Origin of the sequence: Phormidesmis priestleyi ULC007 (genome assembly GCF_001895925.1) — a bacterium.
Lineage (GTDB): Bacteria > Cyanobacteriota > Cyanobacteriia > Leptolyngbyales > Leptolyngbyaceae > Phormidesmis_A > Phormidesmis_A priestleyi_A.
Map to the genome: position 1 here is coordinate 109,857 of NZ_MPPI01000011.1, position 16,509 is coordinate 126,365.

At 46.3% G+C, this 16,509-nt stretch carries 17 protein-coding genes; 11 read left to right on the forward strand and 6 right to left on the reverse strand.

Features of this window, described 5'->3' with window-relative positions; genetic code table 11:
* Positions 1-79 precede the first annotated feature (79 nt).
* The 3 genes from BRW63_RS12020 (at position 80) to BRW63_RS12030 (ending at position 2,689) form a co-directional block, all read left to right on the forward strand.
* Positions 80-1,813, forward strand: coding sequence for a mechanosensitive ion channel family protein (locus BRW63_RS12020; protein WP_073071409.1), 1,734 nt, complete (start codon positions 80-82; stop codon positions 1,811-1,813).
* Positions 1,814-1,928: 115 nt separating this feature from the next.
* Positions 1,929-2,300 carry a DUF433 domain-containing protein gene (locus BRW63_RS12025; protein ID WP_083582869.1) on the forward strand — a complete coding sequence of 124 codons (372 nt, stop codon included), beginning with the start codon at positions 1,929-1,931 and terminating at the stop codon, positions 2,298-2,300.
* Positions 2,297-2,689, forward strand: coding sequence for an ACP S-malonyltransferase (locus BRW63_RS12030; RefSeq protein ID WP_073071411.1), 393 nt, complete (start codon positions 2,297-2,299; stop codon positions 2,687-2,689). Before BRW63_RS12025 ends, BRW63_RS12030 begins: the two co-directional genes overlap by 4 nt.
* Positions 2,690-2,915: 226 nt before the next feature.
* Here the strand turns inward: BRW63_RS12030 and BRW63_RS12035 are convergent, their stop codons facing one another.
* The 6 genes from BRW63_RS12035 to BRW63_RS12055 form a co-directional block, all read right to left on the reverse strand.
* Complete coding sequence (locus BRW63_RS12035; RefSeq protein ID WP_073071413.1) at positions 2,916-3,176, reverse strand: type II toxin-antitoxin system RelE family toxin; 261 nt, start codon at positions 3,174-3,176, stop codon at positions 2,916-2,918.
* The gene (locus BRW63_RS12040) at positions 3,176-3,391 is read right to left on the reverse strand and encodes a hypothetical protein (RefSeq protein WP_073071415.1); all 216 of its coding nucleotides are present in this window, start codon (positions 3,389-3,391) and stop codon (positions 3,176-3,178) included. The genes BRW63_RS12035 and BRW63_RS12040 overlap by 1 nt, the downstream gene beginning before the upstream one ends.
* Positions 3,392-3,442: 51 nt before the next feature.
* Entirely contained in the window at positions 3,443-3,604 is a 162-nt protein-coding gene (locus tag BRW63_RS28275; RefSeq protein ID WP_181314385.1) for a hypothetical protein, read from the reverse strand.
* Entirely contained in the window at positions 3,582-4,418 is an 837-nt protein-coding gene (fghA, locus tag BRW63_RS12045) for an S-formylglutathione hydrolase (protein ID WP_073071417.1), read from the reverse strand. The genes BRW63_RS28275 and fghA overlap by 23 nt, the downstream gene beginning before the upstream one ends.
* 15 nt (positions 4,419-4,433) lie before the next feature.
* Positions 4,434-5,543 (reverse strand): S-(hydroxymethyl)glutathione dehydrogenase/class III alcohol dehydrogenase, encoded by a 1,110-nt coding sequence (locus BRW63_RS12050; protein ID WP_073071418.1) that lies wholly within the window; start codon positions 5,541-5,543, stop codon positions 4,434-4,436.
* A 100-nt stretch (positions 5,544-5,643) separates the two neighbouring features.
* Positions 5,644-6,870, reverse strand: a complete 1,227-nt coding sequence (locus BRW63_RS12055) for an alpha/beta fold hydrolase (protein WP_083582870.1) — start codon at positions 6,868-6,870, stop codon at positions 5,644-5,646.
* Positions 6,871-7,257: 387 nt separating this feature from the next.
* Between BRW63_RS12055 and BRW63_RS12060 the strand changes: the two genes are divergently transcribed.
* The 8 genes from BRW63_RS12060 (at position 7,258) to BRW63_RS12095 (ending at position 16,323) form a co-directional block, all read left to right on the forward strand.
* Positions 7,258-7,452: a hypothetical protein gene (locus tag BRW63_RS12060; protein WP_073071420.1), complete on the forward strand. Its 195-nt coding sequence runs from the start codon at positions 7,258-7,260 to the stop codon at positions 7,450-7,452.
* A gap of 21 nt (positions 7,453-7,473) precedes the next feature.
* On the forward strand, positions 7,474-7,665 hold the full coding sequence (locus tag BRW63_RS12065; protein WP_073071422.1) for a hypothetical protein: 192 nt from the start codon (positions 7,474-7,476) through the stop codon (positions 7,663-7,665).
* Positions 7,666-7,680: 15 nt separating this feature from the next.
* The gene (crtO, locus tag BRW63_RS12070; protein ID WP_073071424.1) at positions 7,681-9,375 is read left to right on the forward strand and encodes a beta-carotene ketolase CrtO; all 1,695 of its coding nucleotides are present in this window, start codon (positions 7,681-7,683) and stop codon (positions 9,373-9,375) included.
* 1,044 nt (positions 9,376-10,419) lie between these two features.
* A complete protein-coding gene (locus tag BRW63_RS12075) occupies positions 10,420-10,908 on the forward strand; it encodes a glycosyltransferase family 2 protein (RefSeq protein WP_083582872.1) in 489 nt (162 codons plus the stop codon).
* 611 nt (positions 10,909-11,519) lie between these two features.
* A complete protein-coding gene (locus BRW63_RS12080; protein WP_073071427.1) occupies positions 11,520-12,476 on the forward strand; it encodes a glycosyltransferase family 2 protein in 957 nt (318 codons plus the stop codon).
* Positions 12,477-12,601: 125 nt separating this feature from the next.
* Positions 12,602-13,684 (forward strand): polysaccharide biosynthesis/export family protein, encoded by a 1,083-nt coding sequence (locus BRW63_RS12085; RefSeq protein WP_073071428.1) that lies wholly within the window; start codon positions 12,602-12,604, stop codon positions 13,682-13,684.
* Between the two features lie 5 nt (positions 13,685-13,689).
* The gene (locus BRW63_RS12090) at positions 13,690-15,213 is read left to right on the forward strand and encodes a GumC family protein (RefSeq protein ID WP_073071430.1); all 1,524 of its coding nucleotides are present in this window, start codon (positions 13,690-13,692) and stop codon (positions 15,211-15,213) included.
* 150 nt (positions 15,214-15,363) lie between these two features.
* A complete protein-coding gene (locus BRW63_RS12095) occupies positions 15,364-16,323 on the forward strand; it encodes a glycosyltransferase family 2 protein (RefSeq protein ID WP_073071432.1) in 960 nt (319 codons plus the stop codon).
* The last annotated feature ends 186 nt before the right edge of the window (positions 16,324-16,509 follow it).

Here is a 16,509-nt window from a genome sequence, read left to right on the forward strand (position 1 = left end):
TTCATCCCCTTGTTCTGCAACATTCGCTAATTTATTAGAGGTTGATTCTCGTTAGCGGCGTTGTGATTAGGAGGCAGGTTTGACTCGACAAAAAACGATTGCCACTGGCATAGGGTTTGGATTCGCGATCGCGTTGTTGTTCACAACTATTTCGTCTGCTCAATCGCCAACTACTCCCAGTCTTCCTCAGTTGACTTTACCGCAATTGACCTCTCCTCAGACCGTCACTAGCACAGAGCTGGCGCGAGGAGAGGTCAAACTCGATGGACGGAAATTATTTACGATCGCGGCCCCGGCAGTTCGCAATCAGCAAAACGGCACCCCGATCACTGCTCGCGCGCAAAATATTGAGACCAACCTGAATCGCATAGTCGATCGCAATCTCGACCCCAATCAATTGCAGGTGACGACCGCGATCGACTCGGCAAGTAATCTGCCTATCATCTCTGTAAATGATCAATATTTGATGACGGTAACGACCCTAGACGCTCAACTGCAAGGGCAAGAACCGAGCAGCTATGCTAAAGAACTCACGCAGACCATTCGCAATGCTTTGATTGAAGCGAAACGAGAACGGCAATCTGACTTTCTCGTGCGTCAATGCGCGCAAGCCGCAGGAGTCGGGGTTGTCATGTTTCTGACGAGTTGGGTGCTCTCTCGATGGCAGCGGCGCGTGATTGATCAGCAAAGGCAAAGGCAAACAGAGATTCCAGCCGACCCAATTGTGTCGCCCAACACCGCAGAGTCGGCTAACGTCACCACGAGTCAGATCGTGCAGCAGCAGATGATTAAGCGGCAACAGCGCAACCTGAGAGAGGCACAACGGCGACTGTTGCAACTGACTCAAGTGGGCATCTGGGGAATTGGGATTCTGATTATTCTGGGGTTGTTTCCTTATACTCGCTGGCTGCAACCGATCGTCTTCTCGACTCCGCTCAAAATATTGGGAATCGCGATCGTGACTTATTTAGCGATTCGTCTGGGTGATGTCGTGATCGATCGCTTCTTCAGCGCTTTGAGTGATGGAGAAGTGAGCAGTCCGCAAGCATCTCAGAGAATTGCTTTGCGGGTTTCAACCTTTTCTGTTGTTGTTAAAAGTTTATCTGCGATCGCGTTTATTAGCATTGCTATGATCGCAATTCTTTCGGTTACAGGAATTGAAGTCGTTCCATTATTAGCGGGTGCTGGAATTATTGGTTTAGGCATTTCTCTCGCATCTCAAAACCTGATTAAAGATGTGATTAACGGATTTCTGATTTTGCTAGAAGATCAGTATGCAGTGGGTGATGTGATTCAGGTTGGCAAAGCTTCTGGACTGGTCGAACATATGAATTTACGAATCACTCAGCTACGTAATGCTGAGGGACGGTTAATTACGATTCCCAATAGCTCGATCGCGATTGTAGAAAACCTTTCCAAAGATTGGGCGCGAGTAGATTTAGCGATCGTGATTTCCTATGATGCCAATCTCGATCAGGCAATTCATATCATCAAACAAGTGGGACACGAAATGGATCAAGCCCCTGACTGGCAGGCGAAGATTTTGGAGCCGCCAGAAATGTTGGGCGTGGATGATCTCAACAATGCAGGTGTCACCATTCGCGTGTGGATTAAGACTCAGCCGTTGCAGCAGTGGAACGTTGGACGAGAGTTTCGGCGACGACTAAAGCTGGCAATGGATGAACAGGACATCGCGATCGGGATTTCTCAACAGTCGCTTCCTTTGAGAAGTGCGGCAGAAGATCGAGCCTTTGACGGTGGCAATCACTCACCAGATCAGAATAATTTAGGTGGGGGAGCGCGATCGAAGTGATGTGCCACGATCTAAGGAAGACTAAAGATTTGAAGTGCCCAGAGAACGTGTGAATAAACATCAAGAAGTATCTTTGTTGAGATACGATCGAGACAACTTCTCGAAGGTGATAGATATGGCATCTAATGGGCAAGCAGCAATCACCCGGACAGAGCGGGGACTCACGATTGCAGGCACACGTACTAACCTCTACGATGTTATGGATTTGCTGAAAGCTCAGTATCCGCCTAAACTGATTCGCGACAAATTTAATCTCGATGATGCACAAATCAATGCAGCTTTGTCATACATTGAATCCAACCACACTCAGGTAGAAGCCGAATATCAAGAAGTTCTCCAAACTAGAGAAGAAATTCGTCAATATTGGGACGATCGCAACCGTGAACATCTGGCTGATCTTGCAAGTAAACCCTGTAAGCCAGATCAAGAAGCGCTTTGGGCAAAACTTGAGGGGCAGAAAGCGCAGCGTGTTTCGGTAAAGGCATGAATTTTCTGGTTGACTACAATCTAGACGGCTATGCTGCTGTTCTGCTCGGCATTTTGACGAAACGGGGTTGGCTTGAGTTCTTTTCTATCCAGTTCGTTACTTTCAGGGAAGCTGGGCTGCTCATGGATAGTAGTGATCGTGCTATGTGGAACTACGCTCAAACCAATCAAATGATGATTCTGACTGCGAACCGAAACATGAAGGGCGAGGATTCTTTGGAGCAGGTGATGCGTGAAGGGAATACATCGACTTCATTTCCCATTGTTACGATCGGGGATCTCGCACGGCTTGATGAATCTGAATATCGGGAACGATGTGTTGACCGTTTAGTTGAGATTGTGCTCGAACTTGAGAGCTATATGGGAGCAGGTCGGCTTTTCATTCCATAGATAGCAATCGTGGCAAATGTTGGGCATCTCGATCGGGATTCCTCAGCAGTCATTTCCGTTGAGAGGAACGGTGGACGATCGAGCGTTTGACAGGGGCAATCACCCACCGGATCAGAATAATTTAGGGAATGGAGAGCCGCGATCGAGGTGAAGATAACGGGAGCAGGAAAGCTCAGACACTAGAGGGGCTAAGAGTATCAAGACGCAGTGTACCTACCCATGCTAATCAGTCATAAATATCTCTGCGATGTCCGATTCTGTGAATGGTGATGTACTTGGCTTCACTATCAAAGGAGTAGATAACGCGGTAATCTCCGAGCCTGAGCTTGAAAAGACCACTCAAGTTTGCACTCAGACTCTGAGGGCTTACCTCCTCAAAATTTTCAGACATCCATTTTATTTTGCGTAGAATACGTTCTTGAATTGTCGAAGTCAGGGCTTCCAGTCCATCGGTTGCTTCAGATGTGAATTCAACACGGTAGCTCATTACCAGTTCAATCCTAGTTTTTTAGCCACCTCTTCAGCCGAAATCCCACGCTCTCCGGCTTGAGTTTGTTGCAGAGAATTGAGCAGTTGTTGCTGTACTTCTGGCTTTATTTGCTTGCCTTCATCAGGGTCAAAAAGCAGAGATTGAATCGTTTCAGCAACAGTCTCTTGAATTAGCAGTTTGAGTTCATCAATGGTTAGATCTTTGACTTGCATATGGATCACAACACAGGATTTATAGTTCTATTATCGCTCCCCAAACCCCCTTTATCTACCTGTAAAAAGCGATCGAGCCGTGAGTTGCAGTTCAGAAAAGATGGGAGACTGGACACGATCGCTCCCCCGAAATGTTCCGACTTCAGTATAAGTGCCTGCCTCTAGCTGCAACTTGCCGTTGGAATGATCATTAATCGCACAAAATGCTGGCATGATAACGAATGTGATCTTCGATAAATGTAGCAATGAAATAATAGCTGTGGTCATAACCCGGTTGCATTCTTAGGGTTAGCGCTTGTCCCACTTCAGCACAGGCTTTTTCAAACGTTTCTGGAAAGAGTTGGGTGGTGAGAAATTGATCACTCATGCCTTGATCAATCAGAATCGATCGCTGAAATCTAACTTTCCGAATCAACTCAGTCGCATCATAGTCACGCCAAAGCGTCTGATCAGAACCAAGGTAGTTAGAAAACGCTTTCTGACCCCAAGCGCACTGCATCGGAGCCACGATCGGAGCAAACGCCGAGACAGACTGATAGCGATCGGGGTTTCGCAGCGCACAAACTAACGCCCCATGTCCGCCCATCGAGTGACCAAAGATTCCCTGTTTGTTGGGGTTCACCGGAAAATTTTTGTGGATTAGTGCGGGTAGTTCGTCTACGACATAACTGTACATTTGGTAGTGATTGCGCCAGGGTTGGGCGATCGCATCCACATAAAATCCTGCGCCAGTGCCCAAGTCCCAATCTTTATCTTCATCAGACGTTCCGGTACTGCGCGGACTGGTATCAGGAGAAACCAACATCAAGCCATGTTTGGCGGCAAATTGCTGTGCCCCTGCTTTGACCATAAAATTCTCTTCAGTACACGTTAAACCAGAGAGAAAATAAAGCACCGGAACAGGCTGTAATATCGCTTTAGGCGGCTGGTAGACTGCAAACTTCATCTGGGTATTGCAAACACTAGATGAGTGGCTATAGAAGCCAACCTTACCGCCAAAGCAAAGACTTTCGTTGAGGAGTTTCATAGAGAATCAGAGTGCTTAAAATGTCAGAACTGCACGAATCACTTCACCTCTGTGCATCAGGTCAAAGGCTTCGTTGATTTGCTCGATCGGCATAATCTTAGTGACCAAATCGTCAATGTTGATCTTGCCATCCATATACCAATCAACAATTTTAGGCACGTCAGTTCGCCCTCTGGCACCTCCAAAAGCGGTTCCTTTCCAGACGCGACCTGTCACAAGCTGAAATGGTCGGGTGCTAATTTCTTGTCCTGCGCCTGCAACGCCCACTACTACACTTACACCCCAGCCTTTGTGACAACACTCTAACGCCTGCCGCATCACATTGACATTGCCAATACATTCAAAACTATAGTCGGCTCCACCTTTGGTTAGTTCGACTAGATAAGGAACTAAATCGCCGTCAATTTCGCTGGGGTTGACAAAATGAGTCATCCCAAGTTTTTCAGCGAGAACTCGTTTTTTAGGGTTAAGATCCACCCCTATAATCATATTTGCTCCAACCATTCTCGCCGCTTGGATCACATTTAAGCCAATGCCGCCTAAACCAAAGACGACGACGTTGTTGCCTGGCTCTACTTTAGCAGTGTTGATGACAGCTCCAAGCCCAGTCGTGACTCCACAGCCGATCAAGCAAACTTTTTCAAAAGGCGCATCCTCACGAATTTTTGCGACGGCAATTTCGGGCAAAACGGTGTAGTTTGCAAACGTCGAAGTGCCCATGTAATGGTGAATCATTTTGCCGTCGATCGAGAACCGACTCGTGCCGTTAGGCATTACACCGCGCCCTTGAGTGGTGCGAATTGCCTGACACAGATTTGTTTTTTGACTGAGACAATACTCACAGTTGCGACATTCTGGTGTGTAAAGTGGAATCACATGATCGCCCGGTTTAAGGCTAGTTACGCCTGCGCCGACTTCGACTACAATGCCTGCTCCTTCGTGCCCTAAAATTGCTGGAAATAGTCCTTCTGGGTCAGCCCCCGATAGAGTATAAGCGTCAGTGTGACAAACTCCTGTGGCTTTGATTTCAATCAAAACTTCACCTGCTTGGGGCAGTTCAAGGGTGACTGTTTCTAGGCTTAGAGGGTTTCCGGCGGTGAAAGCAACCGCAGCTTGAATATCCATAAAACTGACTCCGAGTTGAATAGCAGATGTTAGAGAGAGTGTTAGTTTCACTATCTCCTATTGAGGACTATTCATCGCTGCATTGTCTCTTGAATTTGACTTAATTTTGCCGACGATCGCTCCAAATATCTCGACCTCGATCGTTCTGCAACACTTGAGTCTGAATCCACTCAATCAGTTCAGCGTTTACTCGTTCTGGACATTCATCATGGGCGCAATGTCCAGCCTCATCGAGTTCAATTAACTGTAAGGCTGAGTTATAGCTCAAAAACTGGTGAGCAGACGCTGCGGGAATCATGCGATCGTGTTTACCCCAAAGCAAAAGAGACGGAATTTTGACGCGAGTCAGAATAGATTGAACGCTGGGACTAAACTGCGGACTGATCATTCCCTTCAAAATGGCACAAAATGCTTGAGCTGATCCTCGTTCTCGTGTGGGCTTTGTCAAAATCTCTAATAGCTCGTCGGTGACAGCTTCTCGACAGGCATAAGCGATGCTTGCCCAACGGCGAGTGATCGCAGGATGTCTCAAGAGGTGAAAGAGCGGATAGAGCACGATCGGGGAGACAAAAATAGCTTGCAGCCAGCACACTAAAGGACGCAGCCGGACGGGAATTGCCGCTTCGTGACTGGCAGTGTCAGGCAGACTAATCATCGCCACGCCGCGAACCATTTCGGGGTAGTCTGCGGCAGTTGCCAAACACGTGAGCGATCCGATCGAGTTTCCGACCAAAATCACCGGAGTTCCAATAAACGTTTGCCAAAATTCGTGGAGTTGTTCAACCCACAGATTGATTGAGTAAGCAATGTCGGGTTTATCAGACGCTCCAAAGCCTAGTAAATCGATCGTGTAAACGCTGTGGTGTTTTGCCAACTCAGAAATATTTTGTCTCCAATGCCCGATCGAGCCACCAAACCCATGCACCAGAATGATCGGAACTTGGCTTCGAGCATTTGGCATCACCGCATGATGAATCTTCCAACCTCGCCAGATTGAGCTTTGTTGATATCCATATTTTTGAATTTGCTCTCTCACAGAAGGCACAGCACCTTTAATTTCAGGCAGAACAGACTTAGGAATAAACGTTTTTAGCGCGTTGTAGAGGGCTTCTTCGTCGGCTGGGCTAGGGTTAAGAACCAGCCAGCACACGGCCAAAAAACTGATCGTAAATAGCTGTGCAATGTCAGTTGCTGAAAGAATTCCATCAGTAAAACTGTTCAAGATGCGGTCAGCGATCGCAATCAGCCATGCAAGGTTTCCAAACTGCCAAAAATCGTTCCTTAATTGGTTAATAAACTCAGGTGAAATGCTGCGATCGTGATTCATAGTGCACTGCTATTAAAATCTACTTCTTCTGAGAAAACAGAGGTTTAAAGCCGCTACCGTTGAGAACTGATCGGATGAAAACTCTACTGTTCACATAAGTACATACTCAGGTAACTTTAGTGAAACAACCTCTATAGATAGTTCCAGATTTGACGAGAATGCTCTTTTCAACTCCAGATTTCTGATCCCCTACTAACACCTTTAGATAGATTTCATTTAGTCAAAATCTATTTCAATAAAAGATACGAGTCTGGCTTATCTGCTAGGCTCTATCGCTGACTTGACTGAGGATAACCAGGTGACTGAACAATCCCAAGCACCTCAAAATCCCCCTTCTTCTCAAGAGGTGACAACCAACCAGCCATTGGCTTTTGAGGGTGGGGCGCAATGCTAGACGCTCAAGTAGAGCTTTCTGAGCATCTGATAGAAACTGACTCAGAGGAAGACGCGATCGCGACTAACTTTTCCAGTCTCGATGCCCAGAAAGAGCCATCCAGTAATGTATCTACAGCAGAAGGCTATCCACCTCCAACTGGCGTAAACGAAGGGGACACGCCTCTTAATATCCTTCCGAATTTTTGAAAAAACAACAGGAGAAAACGAATGAGTAGTGGACATGCAAGTCATAAAGGAAATGCTGCTAAACCAAACACGAATCAAAACGGTTTGATTGATCCAGATCCAGCAGATACTCCAACCGAAGCGGATTACTCTCGTGATGATCAAGATGTCACACCTGTAAACCCTGCTGCAATGGCAAGACCCGAAGAGCAACCAGAAGTAGAACAAAAATAATCAACGTCTTAGATAATGCAAGAATACGATGTGGTGATGATCGGCGCAGGTCACAACGGATTGGTCTGCGCTGCCTATTTGCTCAAAGCAGGATATCGAGTATTACTACTCGAAAGGCGCAGTGTTCCGGGAGGAGCTGCAACGACAGAAGAACTTATGCCAGAAACCGCACCTGGCTTCAAATTTAACCCCTGTGCAATCAACCACATTTTCATTCATCTAGGATCGGTGGTTCAAGAACTAGAGTTGCACCGCTATGGACTGGAGTATCTGTTCTGTGATCCTGTAGTATTCTGTCCGCATCCTGACGGCAAATATTTTTTGGCGCACCGATCGATCGAAAAAACCTGTGCTGAGATTGCGCGTTACAGTTCGCGTGATGCCCAAAAATATGCCGACTTCATTGACTTTTGGCAGCGTATGACGCACGCAGTCACTCCGGTATTTAATGCGCCTCCTAAATCCCTGCTCGATATGGCGGGAAACTTTGACATCCAAAAAATCAAAGACACGCTTTCTGTCTTAGGCGGAGCCAACAAAACGCTCGACTTAGTGCGAACAATGTTTACGAGTGCGGCTGATTTGTTAGAAGAATATTTTGACTCAGAATTTCTTAAAGCCCCTCTAGCGCGGCTGTCTGGAGAACTGAGTCAGGCTCCTTCTCAAAAAACGATGTCGATCGGATCTCTGATGATGTCATTGCGTCACGACCCTGGTATGTCACGTCCCAAAGGGGGAACCGGGGCACTCACAGACGCTCTGGTGCGGTGTGTCAAAGATTTGGGAGGCGATATTCTCACCGATCAGCAGGTCAAACAAGTACTCGTTGATGACGGCAAAGCTGAGGGTGTGCGGCTTGCCAACGGTCAAGAATATCGAGCCAAGCGGGGTGTGATTTCTAGCCTTGATGCCAGGCGGCTGTTTTTGCAAATGGTCGATGCTGACGCGATCGCTGAAGCAGATCCTAATCTGAGAGAACGCGTCGATCGTCGCATCATCAACCACAACGAAGCGATTCTAAAAATTGATTGTGCGCTGTCAGAGTTGCCTTGCTTTGAGCAACATGAACATCGCGACGAATACTTCATGGGTTCTGTCTTGATTGCAGATTCGGTTCCTCATGTCGAAGTCGCTCACACCGATCCCAATATCGGAAAAATTCCTCTCGACGATCCCTCAATGTATCTCGTTGTGCCGACGGTTTTAGATCCTTCAATGGCACCCGAAGGCAAGCACACACTATGGATTGAGTTTTTCGCCCCTTACCAAATTGCAGGAGCCGAAGGCACTGGATTAAAAGGTACTGGTTGGACAGAGGAACTGAAGAACAAAGTTGCCGATCGGGTCCTCGACAAACTCGCCGACTATGCTCCCAATGTCAAAGACGCGATTATTGCTCGACACATCGAAAGTCCGCCAGAGTTAGAAGATCGCTTAGGAGTACTTAAAGGTAACTACTATCATCTGGATATGTCGCTGGATCAAATGATGTGTTTTCGCCCGTTGCCAGAGTTGGCGAACTACACAACTCCGATTAAAGGACTCTATTTAACAGGAGCCGGAACCCATCCAGGTGGCTCGATTTCTGGTTTGCCGGGTCGCAACTGTGCTCATGTCTTTTTACAGCATCAGCGCTCATTGACGCAAACTCTATCTAATGTTGCCGACTCTCTCAAATCCACTGCCGAATCAATCTTTTTAGAGAATTGATCAATCTATTCACGATCTGAGATCTTGCAGCATTCTCAGTCAGACCGATTATCTGCCCTGAACTGAAGTTCGGGCTAACGGTGCGAAGTCCGTTTCAACGGAATAAAGAGCCTGAAATCGGTTCGGAGTCCCCTTGAGTGGACTTTCCTCTGTTAGCCCGGACTTCCAGTCACGGGTGGGGCAATGCCCGCGTCGAAACGACCGAACTACGTCTTCCTGACATTGGTTTAATTCACGCTCCTTAGAAGCAAATCTCAACAAACTATCTAACCATCGAATTTCTTCCACCGTAAGAAGAGAGTGTGAAGAGAAGGAAAGATAACTTTGTTTACGGTAATTACGAAGAACGTACAGATTCATCTATTTCATCTATAGTCTATAATTTAAGCTTGATTTGATCGAAAGCTTCAGTTGGCTGTACCTTTCATTAGGGTCTGGATTCATGTCATTACCAAATGTACTGAAATTCGCTTTCCTCAATCACAGTCGGCAATGTTTGCTGAAGGGGAAGTTGTTCATTGCGTTTGTACTGCTTGTGCAAACCGTGGCAGCCGTGCGAATCCCTGGAGGCTTGACTCCCCCCTAACATACTAACTTCGCTTCATTTCTGATAGTATTCGTTAGGTTGTAAGAATTTAATCCCAGTCACTTTGTCTTTTGCGAAGATCTAGGAGGACGTTCCTTGCGAAATGCATCATTCGCGATTGATTGAGCAATTGGTTAATAGATTCATCTTGTAAGAATGTCATCGGTTTATATTTTTTAATTCAACTAGTGTTGAAAGCGCAATACTGACAATCTTGATTTAGCTTCAGTGCTTAACTCACTAATGCATTACGGAAAATCCTCTTGCATTGTTAGAAACGTTGTATTTCGTAGAATTGAGACATTGTAATTGCTGTCATCTTTACTTTTTTGATTGCTGGGCTATTTCTACAATCTCTTTACGACTGACTCGCTTGAGTGAGATAAGGAAGCGCAACATTCCTGTTACTTGCCCAAGCTTTGATCGATTCTGAGACATTTTGCGAACAGAGAATTATCATGGCTACACTTCAACCTTGCCTTAGTCTAGGGCTGACGGTACAGAATGGCGGGCACCTTTTGGCAGCAATGCTCAATTCAATTCTGTCGCAAAGCTTTCAGAACTTTGAGTTAATCATTTTAGATAATGCTTCGACCGACCAAACGGAAGCGATCGCGCAACGATATGCAGCCAAAGATGAGCGAATTCGTTATTATCGACAAGATCAAACGCAGCCAGAACTCTGCAATCGCAACCAGATCTTGAGCCTAGCGAGAGGCGTTTATTTCAAGTTCATTACGTTCGAGGAAGCTGTAATCCCCAACGCCTTAGAACAACATGTTGAATTGCTCCACGAGCGATCATACGGATTGCTCAATCCGTATGATCGCTTCCCACTTTTAACCGAAGCGCCTGAAGAACCCTTGTTGTCGAAGGAAACAATCATGTATCAACAAGATCCTCAAGAATGGCTGTCTGAGAAAATCAATCGATCGAATGAAACTTAAACTCAGTTGATGTCTGTCGGATACTCAGCTTACTTTCCTGAAAGTCAACGCGAAAAGGCACGCCTATGAGCATTGGCATTTTACGGATCACTCAGCCAACTTTTAACAAAAATAACGATTGTTGTGGGAAACGTTGTCGATAATGCCCTCTTTCCCATAATTTCTATTATGCAATTATGTTTACGGTTGTATTTGATGCAGTTTGCATTATCTGTTGCTGGTACTGTAGCTTTTCTGCGATAATGCTCTCTATGCTGATGGTTAATCAATCTACCATTGCTACTAAAATCCTTTCTTAGCAATATAATTATAACCCATGACGATCGGACAAAAATCTCAGTCTTAAGACTCAGGTTTAAATACCCCAGTCGCGAGTTGAACGTTCTACAGAACATTGATAAGCAGTCTACTTACTACCCTACTTTCTTTGCAGTTTCTTTCTTTGCGTAATACCCATTAGGGCTGTTCTGGTTTGTGAAGCTACTCTTTATCATTTCCCTACCTAACTATCACTAATGAAAAGAATTGGTGAAGACATTCTAAAGCTAATTGTCTTTCCCCGGATATTCAGGTTTGATGAGTATCAGCATATATACGGAGACAGGTGCACGATGAGCAGCAACCGCCCTCGCGTCAGTGTTGGTATGCCTGTATACAACGGCGAGAATTATATTAGGGAAGCGCTAGACTCTATCCTGGCTCAAACCTTTCAGAACTTTGAGCTAGTGATTTCAGACAACGCCTCAACAGACGCAACAGACGAGATTTGTAAAGAGTATTTAGCCAAAGATGAGCGCATCCGATACTATCGAACCCCCCGCAACATGGGGGCGACGTGGAATCAAAACCAAGTATTTAAGCTATCTCAAGGTGAATACTTTAAATTGGCTGCTCATGATGATATCTGTGCTCCAGAATTCCTCGAAAAGTGCGTCGAAGCGCTCGATCAAGACTCATCCGTCGTTCTTGCTTACCCGTGGACTAAGAATATTGATCAAAACGGTGAAGTCACGGGCGAATATGACTTAGACGGCAAGCTGAAGCTGGGTTCTTCCAGACCTCCTGTTCGGTTTCGCAGCATGCACCGCGCCTTCATGTGCTACCCCATCTTTGGGGTCATTCGCTCTGCCGCCCTGAAACAAACTCCTTTATTGGGCAGTTTTGGACACGCCGATGGGGCACTACTATCACGGCTCACTTTAATGGGTCGATTTCATGAAGTTCCCCAGCACCTGTTCCTAAACCGGAGACACCCTGAGCAATCAACAAGTGTCTGCTCTAAAGATGGCAACTGCGACTTTTACGCCTTTCTGGTTTGGTGGGATCCTGACAATGCAGGTCGAATTGTATTTCCTACGTGGAGACTATTTGGTGAGTATTGTAAAGCGATCGCAGAAACGCCCATCACCCTGTATGATCAAGCTCGATGCTATCTAACCATGGCGAGTTGGTTAAGAACTCGTTGGGTCATCATGCTGCAAGAAGTAGTGGTTGCTACTAACCAGTGGCTTCATGCCAATACAAAAGCTGCGCCAAAATCGCAGAAAGCCAGTCAGGGTGCCGAGTAAATCAAAATTTAGATATGCTTGTTCCAAATTTTCCACAAGCTAGATAGTAAACACCAGAACCCCTACGAAGTTTTAATTCTGCGAAGAATGGAACAAAACTAGGGTTCAAACACTCAGATCGACCTATGTCACTTAACAAACCCGCCATTTTCTTATCGGGTGCTGTGATTGCCTTATTTGGGGTGTCACCTGCATTCGCATTGCCGCTCTCGCCAGGCGATCGTCTTCGCCTATTTATTCCCGCTGATTCTGACCTTCCAGAATCCCAGCGCATCAGCGGCTTGTATGAAGTCAACCTTGACGGCACGCTGCAATTTCCCTTCCTTGACCCCATCCCTGCTGCTGGGTTAGAGCTTCCTCAAGTTGAGCAGCAGGTGAGTCGAACTTTAGTCGAGAAAGGTCTATTTAGGGCAAACGGTCTTCGGGTCAGCATCAAGGTTTTCCAGTGGGCACCCGTCCAGGTCAACGTGTCGGGTGCAACGTTTGAACCCGGTCGAGTGTTGATTAACAGTCAGCCGACTAACTCGACGAGCGGTAACTTGGTGAGCATTCCCACCCCGATCGCGGGCACCATTCCTGTTTCGGGCAACTATCCTCCTGAGCGCTACCTGACCGCCGCAATTCGCACCGCAGGAGGAGTCACGCCAGATGCCGACATCAAAAATATTCGCCTGGTTCGCAATAACCAGACCCAGGTGATTGATCTATCGGGAGTGTTTTCGGGTGAATCAGAGCGCGATGTGCCGCTAGTTGCAGGCGATCAGGTGATTGTTCCTCGCCTAGATAAAATTCAAAATGACTTGGTGCGTCCTTCGCAACTGACTCCCTCCGTCATTCCTATTTTTGTTTCAAACGCAACGGCTCCTGGCGCAACCGGAAACAACGATCGCGCCACTGAATTAGCCTATGGAACCCGCTTCTCAAATGCTGTCGTCTCATCTCGATGTGTAGGTGGCAACCTCTCCACAAGCGGAAAACGTCGAGTCACTCTCATGCAGACCGATCGCACTACTGGGAAAACCACCGTCATCGATCAGCCGGTTGAAACTCTTTTAAGAAATTCTACCGACAATACAAACAATCCTTTCCTGATGCCACGGGATGGGATTGTTTGTTACGACTCTAAAAACGAGAACACATCAGGGGTGCTTCGCTTTATCACTGACATCCTCAATCCCTTTAATATACTAAGAGGAATCTTCCGTTAATGCTTATGAATGAGCTAACAAAAGCCTCTTCCTATCCGGCTAAACCCTCTGTAGATCGCAACGACTGGCAGGGATACCTGCTTTTGGGTCTGGTTGCAAATGCTTCTATTTGGGGTTTGGCTCTTCTGTTCCTGAACGTTGCAAAGCCAAGTTTCACTAGCCAATGGGCACTCACTCTGCCAGCTAATCGCTCAAGCAGCAGTGTCAACTTGCCTCAAATTGGCGGAGGAAGTTCGCAGGTTACTTCGCCCTTTGACAGCAAAACTCAAGATCCGCGCGAAAACTACAAATACATCATTACGAGTGACTCTGTTCTAGCAGATGCGGCTAAACAATTGAACATGAGTGTTCAAAAGTTTGGTGCGCCTCGCGTCAAGATTGTCGATAGCTCGACCCTGATGACTTTTGAGGTCAAGGGCAGCACTCCTCAAGAATCTAAAGATAAGTCGATCGCGCTTTATCAAGCATTTGAGGCAAAGCTGGTTCAACTGAGGCAGCAGGAGGCGATTGAGAAAAATCAAGGCATCAAGGCGGCCTTAAAAGATTCACAGCAGAATCTTGAATCAACCCAAGAGCGTCTTTCTAGCTATAAAGCTCGTTCAGGGCTAGTTTCTAATAGCCAAATTGACCAGCTCTCTAGCGCGATCGAAGATTTGCGTAAGCAAAGAGCGGTTCTTCTAGCAGAGCAACAGCAAGCCAGTGCTCGGTTAAAACAGCTCTCTGCTAACTTAAACGTCTCTGCCCCACAAGCTGCCGATGCGTTTACGTTAAATTCAGATCAACTGTTTCTACGCAACCTCCAAGATTACAGCACAGCTACGGCTGAAAGTGAGCTTCTGAGCGCCAGGCTAGGACCCAACCACCCCGCGATCGTTCAGCAACGAATGAAGCAAGAAGCTGCTAGAGCCGCTATGCTCGATCGCAGTCGATCGCTTTTGGGACGATCAGTCAACCCGGCGACTCTGGCTCAACTAAATATTGGCAACAGCACCAATGAAGTGAGAACAGGCAGCGCCCGCGATACCCTTTTTCAAGAAGTTATCACTGCCCAAGTCACTGAACAAGGTCTTCGAGCCAGTGCCGCAACGCTAGAGCGGCAAATCATTCAGCTAGAAGGAAAGCTTAAAACCCTGGCTCAGTACGGCTCTGCGCTAGACGGATTGAAGCGAGACATGCAAATCTCTGAAGCGGTCTTCTCTTCTACATTAGGGAGTCTAAATCTTGGCAAGGCTGAACTCTTTGGTTCTTATCCCCAGATTCAGATGGTGTCAGATCCGAGTTTGCCTGAGACCCCTAGCTCGCCCAAAAAGTCTTTTGTTTTACTGGGTGCAGCGTTGGGTTCCATTTTGATATCCAGTGGAATATTGGGTTTGTGGCTTCGCAAGCGCAGAATGTCATCTAGACAAGCCTCAGCCATTGACTTAAATCATCCAGAGGCTAAACCCCTAACGTCAGATTCTAAACCTACCCGATCGATCGATCGGGGGGCTTATCCAGATACCGAAGCAAACTCTTCTGCCAAACTCTAAAATGCTTCCTTCTCAGAAGCACACTCAGATGAAATCCTTAACGATGAGGTCGAGCAATCACCTCTTGAATTCTTAACTTAAGGTTCTGCCATCTAACTTGATCGGTTAAGCCGACGCGAGTGGGTTTGTTTGTGCTAGGAAACAAGATTTATGCCGATCGTATCTGTAATTATTCCTGCCTACAATGCCGAGAAAACTATCTTAGCGACGCTTGAATCGGTTCAAAAACAGACGTTTTCCGACATCGAACTGATCGTCATTGATGACGGCTCAACCGATCGCACCGTTGATTTAGCAAATACACTGCAAGATTCACGGCTCAAGGTTTTCTCATACCAGAACGGAGGTGTTTCAGTCGCTCGCAATCGCGGGATTCAACGTGCGATCGGAGATTTCATCTCATTCATTGATGCTGATGATTTATGGATGCCAGACAAATTACAGCTTCAGCTAGAAGCTCTACAAAGGAACCCAGAAGCAGGAGTTGCCTATAGTTGGACTACCTTTGTAGATGAGAAAGGCGCTGTTTTATATGCACAAGAACCCGTTTTTCACGAGGGTAACGTCTATCCTCAATTGCTGATTGAGAACTTCATTCTCAACGGCTCTAATGTTCTAATCCGCAGGCAATTTGTCGAGGCTGTAGGCGATTTTTATGCCCCTCTAAAATATGCAGAAGACTGGGAGTTTTATATACGATTAGCCGCTATCTGCACTTTTGTTTTAGTGCCAAAGCATCAAATCATTTACCTACGTTCATCTCAATCAGCAACGTCTAAAGTGGATGTGATGGAGAGAGATATTGTGGCTCACATCACGAGGGTCTTTCAAACAGTTCCACCAGAGTTTCAATCTCTTAAAAGTCGCAGTCTAGCTTGTGCTTACCGATACTTTTCTCAACAGTATATCAGCTATGAATTGACTGATGCTGCTGTTAACCAAGCTAGTCAAAAGCTGAGGAAAGCAGTTCGCCTTGAACCCAAAATTCTTTTAGATAAGAACACTCAAAAGTTAGCAATTAAGCTGGTGTTAATGCAGCTTTTGCCCTACAAATTTGTCAGCAACCTTAAAAAATCGCTGAACAAGCCTTCGCTAAATTCTCATTCGTAGCAGCCTCAAAACGTTGAACTGTGTTTTTAATCTAGTGAAACTAAATGCAATTTTATCGTTCCTCAAAACATCTAGAAACGACAACTCTAAACACTTTGACGCTTAGACTGAACAAGTTATATGACTAGTCAACAGATCTAGTTCTCACGGTTCTCTAAGTTAACGTTCAACTTCAATTAACTTCGT

Bases quoted from the DNA above. Each gene is read 5' to 3' on its own strand.
- BRW63_RS12025 (WP_083582869.1), top strand. From the start codon at position 1,929: ATGGCATCTAATGGGCAAGCAGCAATCACCCGGACAGAGCGGGGACTC.
- BRW63_RS12030 (WP_073071411.1), top strand. From the start codon at position 2,297: ATGAATTTTCTGGTTGACTACAATCTAGACGGCTATGCTGCTGTTCTG.
- BRW63_RS12035 (WP_073071413.1), bottom strand. From the start codon at position 3,176: ATGAGCTACCGTGTTGAATTCACATCTGAAGCAACCGATGGACTGGAA.
- BRW63_RS12040 (WP_073071415.1), bottom strand. From the start codon at position 3,391: ATGCAAGTCAAAGATCTAACCATTGATGAACTCAAACTGCTAATTCAA.
- BRW63_RS28275 (WP_181314385.1), bottom strand. From the start codon at position 3,604: ATGCCAGCATTTTGTGCGATTAATGATCATTCCAACGGCAAGTTGCAG.
- fghA (WP_073071417.1), bottom strand. From the start codon at position 4,418: ATGAAACTCCTCAACGAAAGTCTTTGCTTTGGCGGTAAGGTTGGCTTC.
- BRW63_RS12050 (WP_073071418.1), bottom strand. From the start codon at position 5,543: ATGGATATTCAAGCTGCGGTTGCTTTCACCGCCGGAAACCCTCTAAGC.
- BRW63_RS12055 (WP_083582870.1), bottom strand. From the start codon at position 6,870: ATGAATCACGATCGCAGCATTTCACCTGAGTTTATTAACCAATTAAGG.
- BRW63_RS12060 (WP_073071420.1), top strand. From the start codon at position 7,258: ATGCTAGACGCTCAAGTAGAGCTTTCTGAGCATCTGATAGAAACTGAC.
- BRW63_RS12065 (WP_073071422.1), top strand. From the start codon at position 7,474: ATGAGTAGTGGACATGCAAGTCATAAAGGAAATGCTGCTAAACCAAAC.
- crtO (WP_073071424.1), top strand. From the start codon at position 7,681: ATGCAAGAATACGATGTGGTGATGATCGGCGCAGGTCACAACGGATTG.
- BRW63_RS12075 (WP_083582872.1), top strand. From the start codon at position 10,420: ATGGCTACACTTCAACCTTGCCTTAGTCTAGGGCTGACGGTACAGAAT.
- BRW63_RS12080 (WP_073071427.1), top strand. From the start codon at position 11,520: ATGAGCAGCAACCGCCCTCGCGTCAGTGTTGGTATGCCTGTATACAAC.
- BRW63_RS12085 (WP_073071428.1), top strand. From the start codon at position 12,602: ATGTCACTTAACAAACCCGCCATTTTCTTATCGGGTGCTGTGATTGCC.
- BRW63_RS12090 (WP_073071430.1), top strand. From the start codon at position 13,690: ATGAATGAGCTAACAAAAGCCTCTTCCTATCCGGCTAAACCCTCTGTA.
- BRW63_RS12095 (WP_073071432.1), top strand. From the start codon at position 15,364: ATGCCGATCGTATCTGTAATTATTCCTGCCTACAATGCCGAGAAAACT.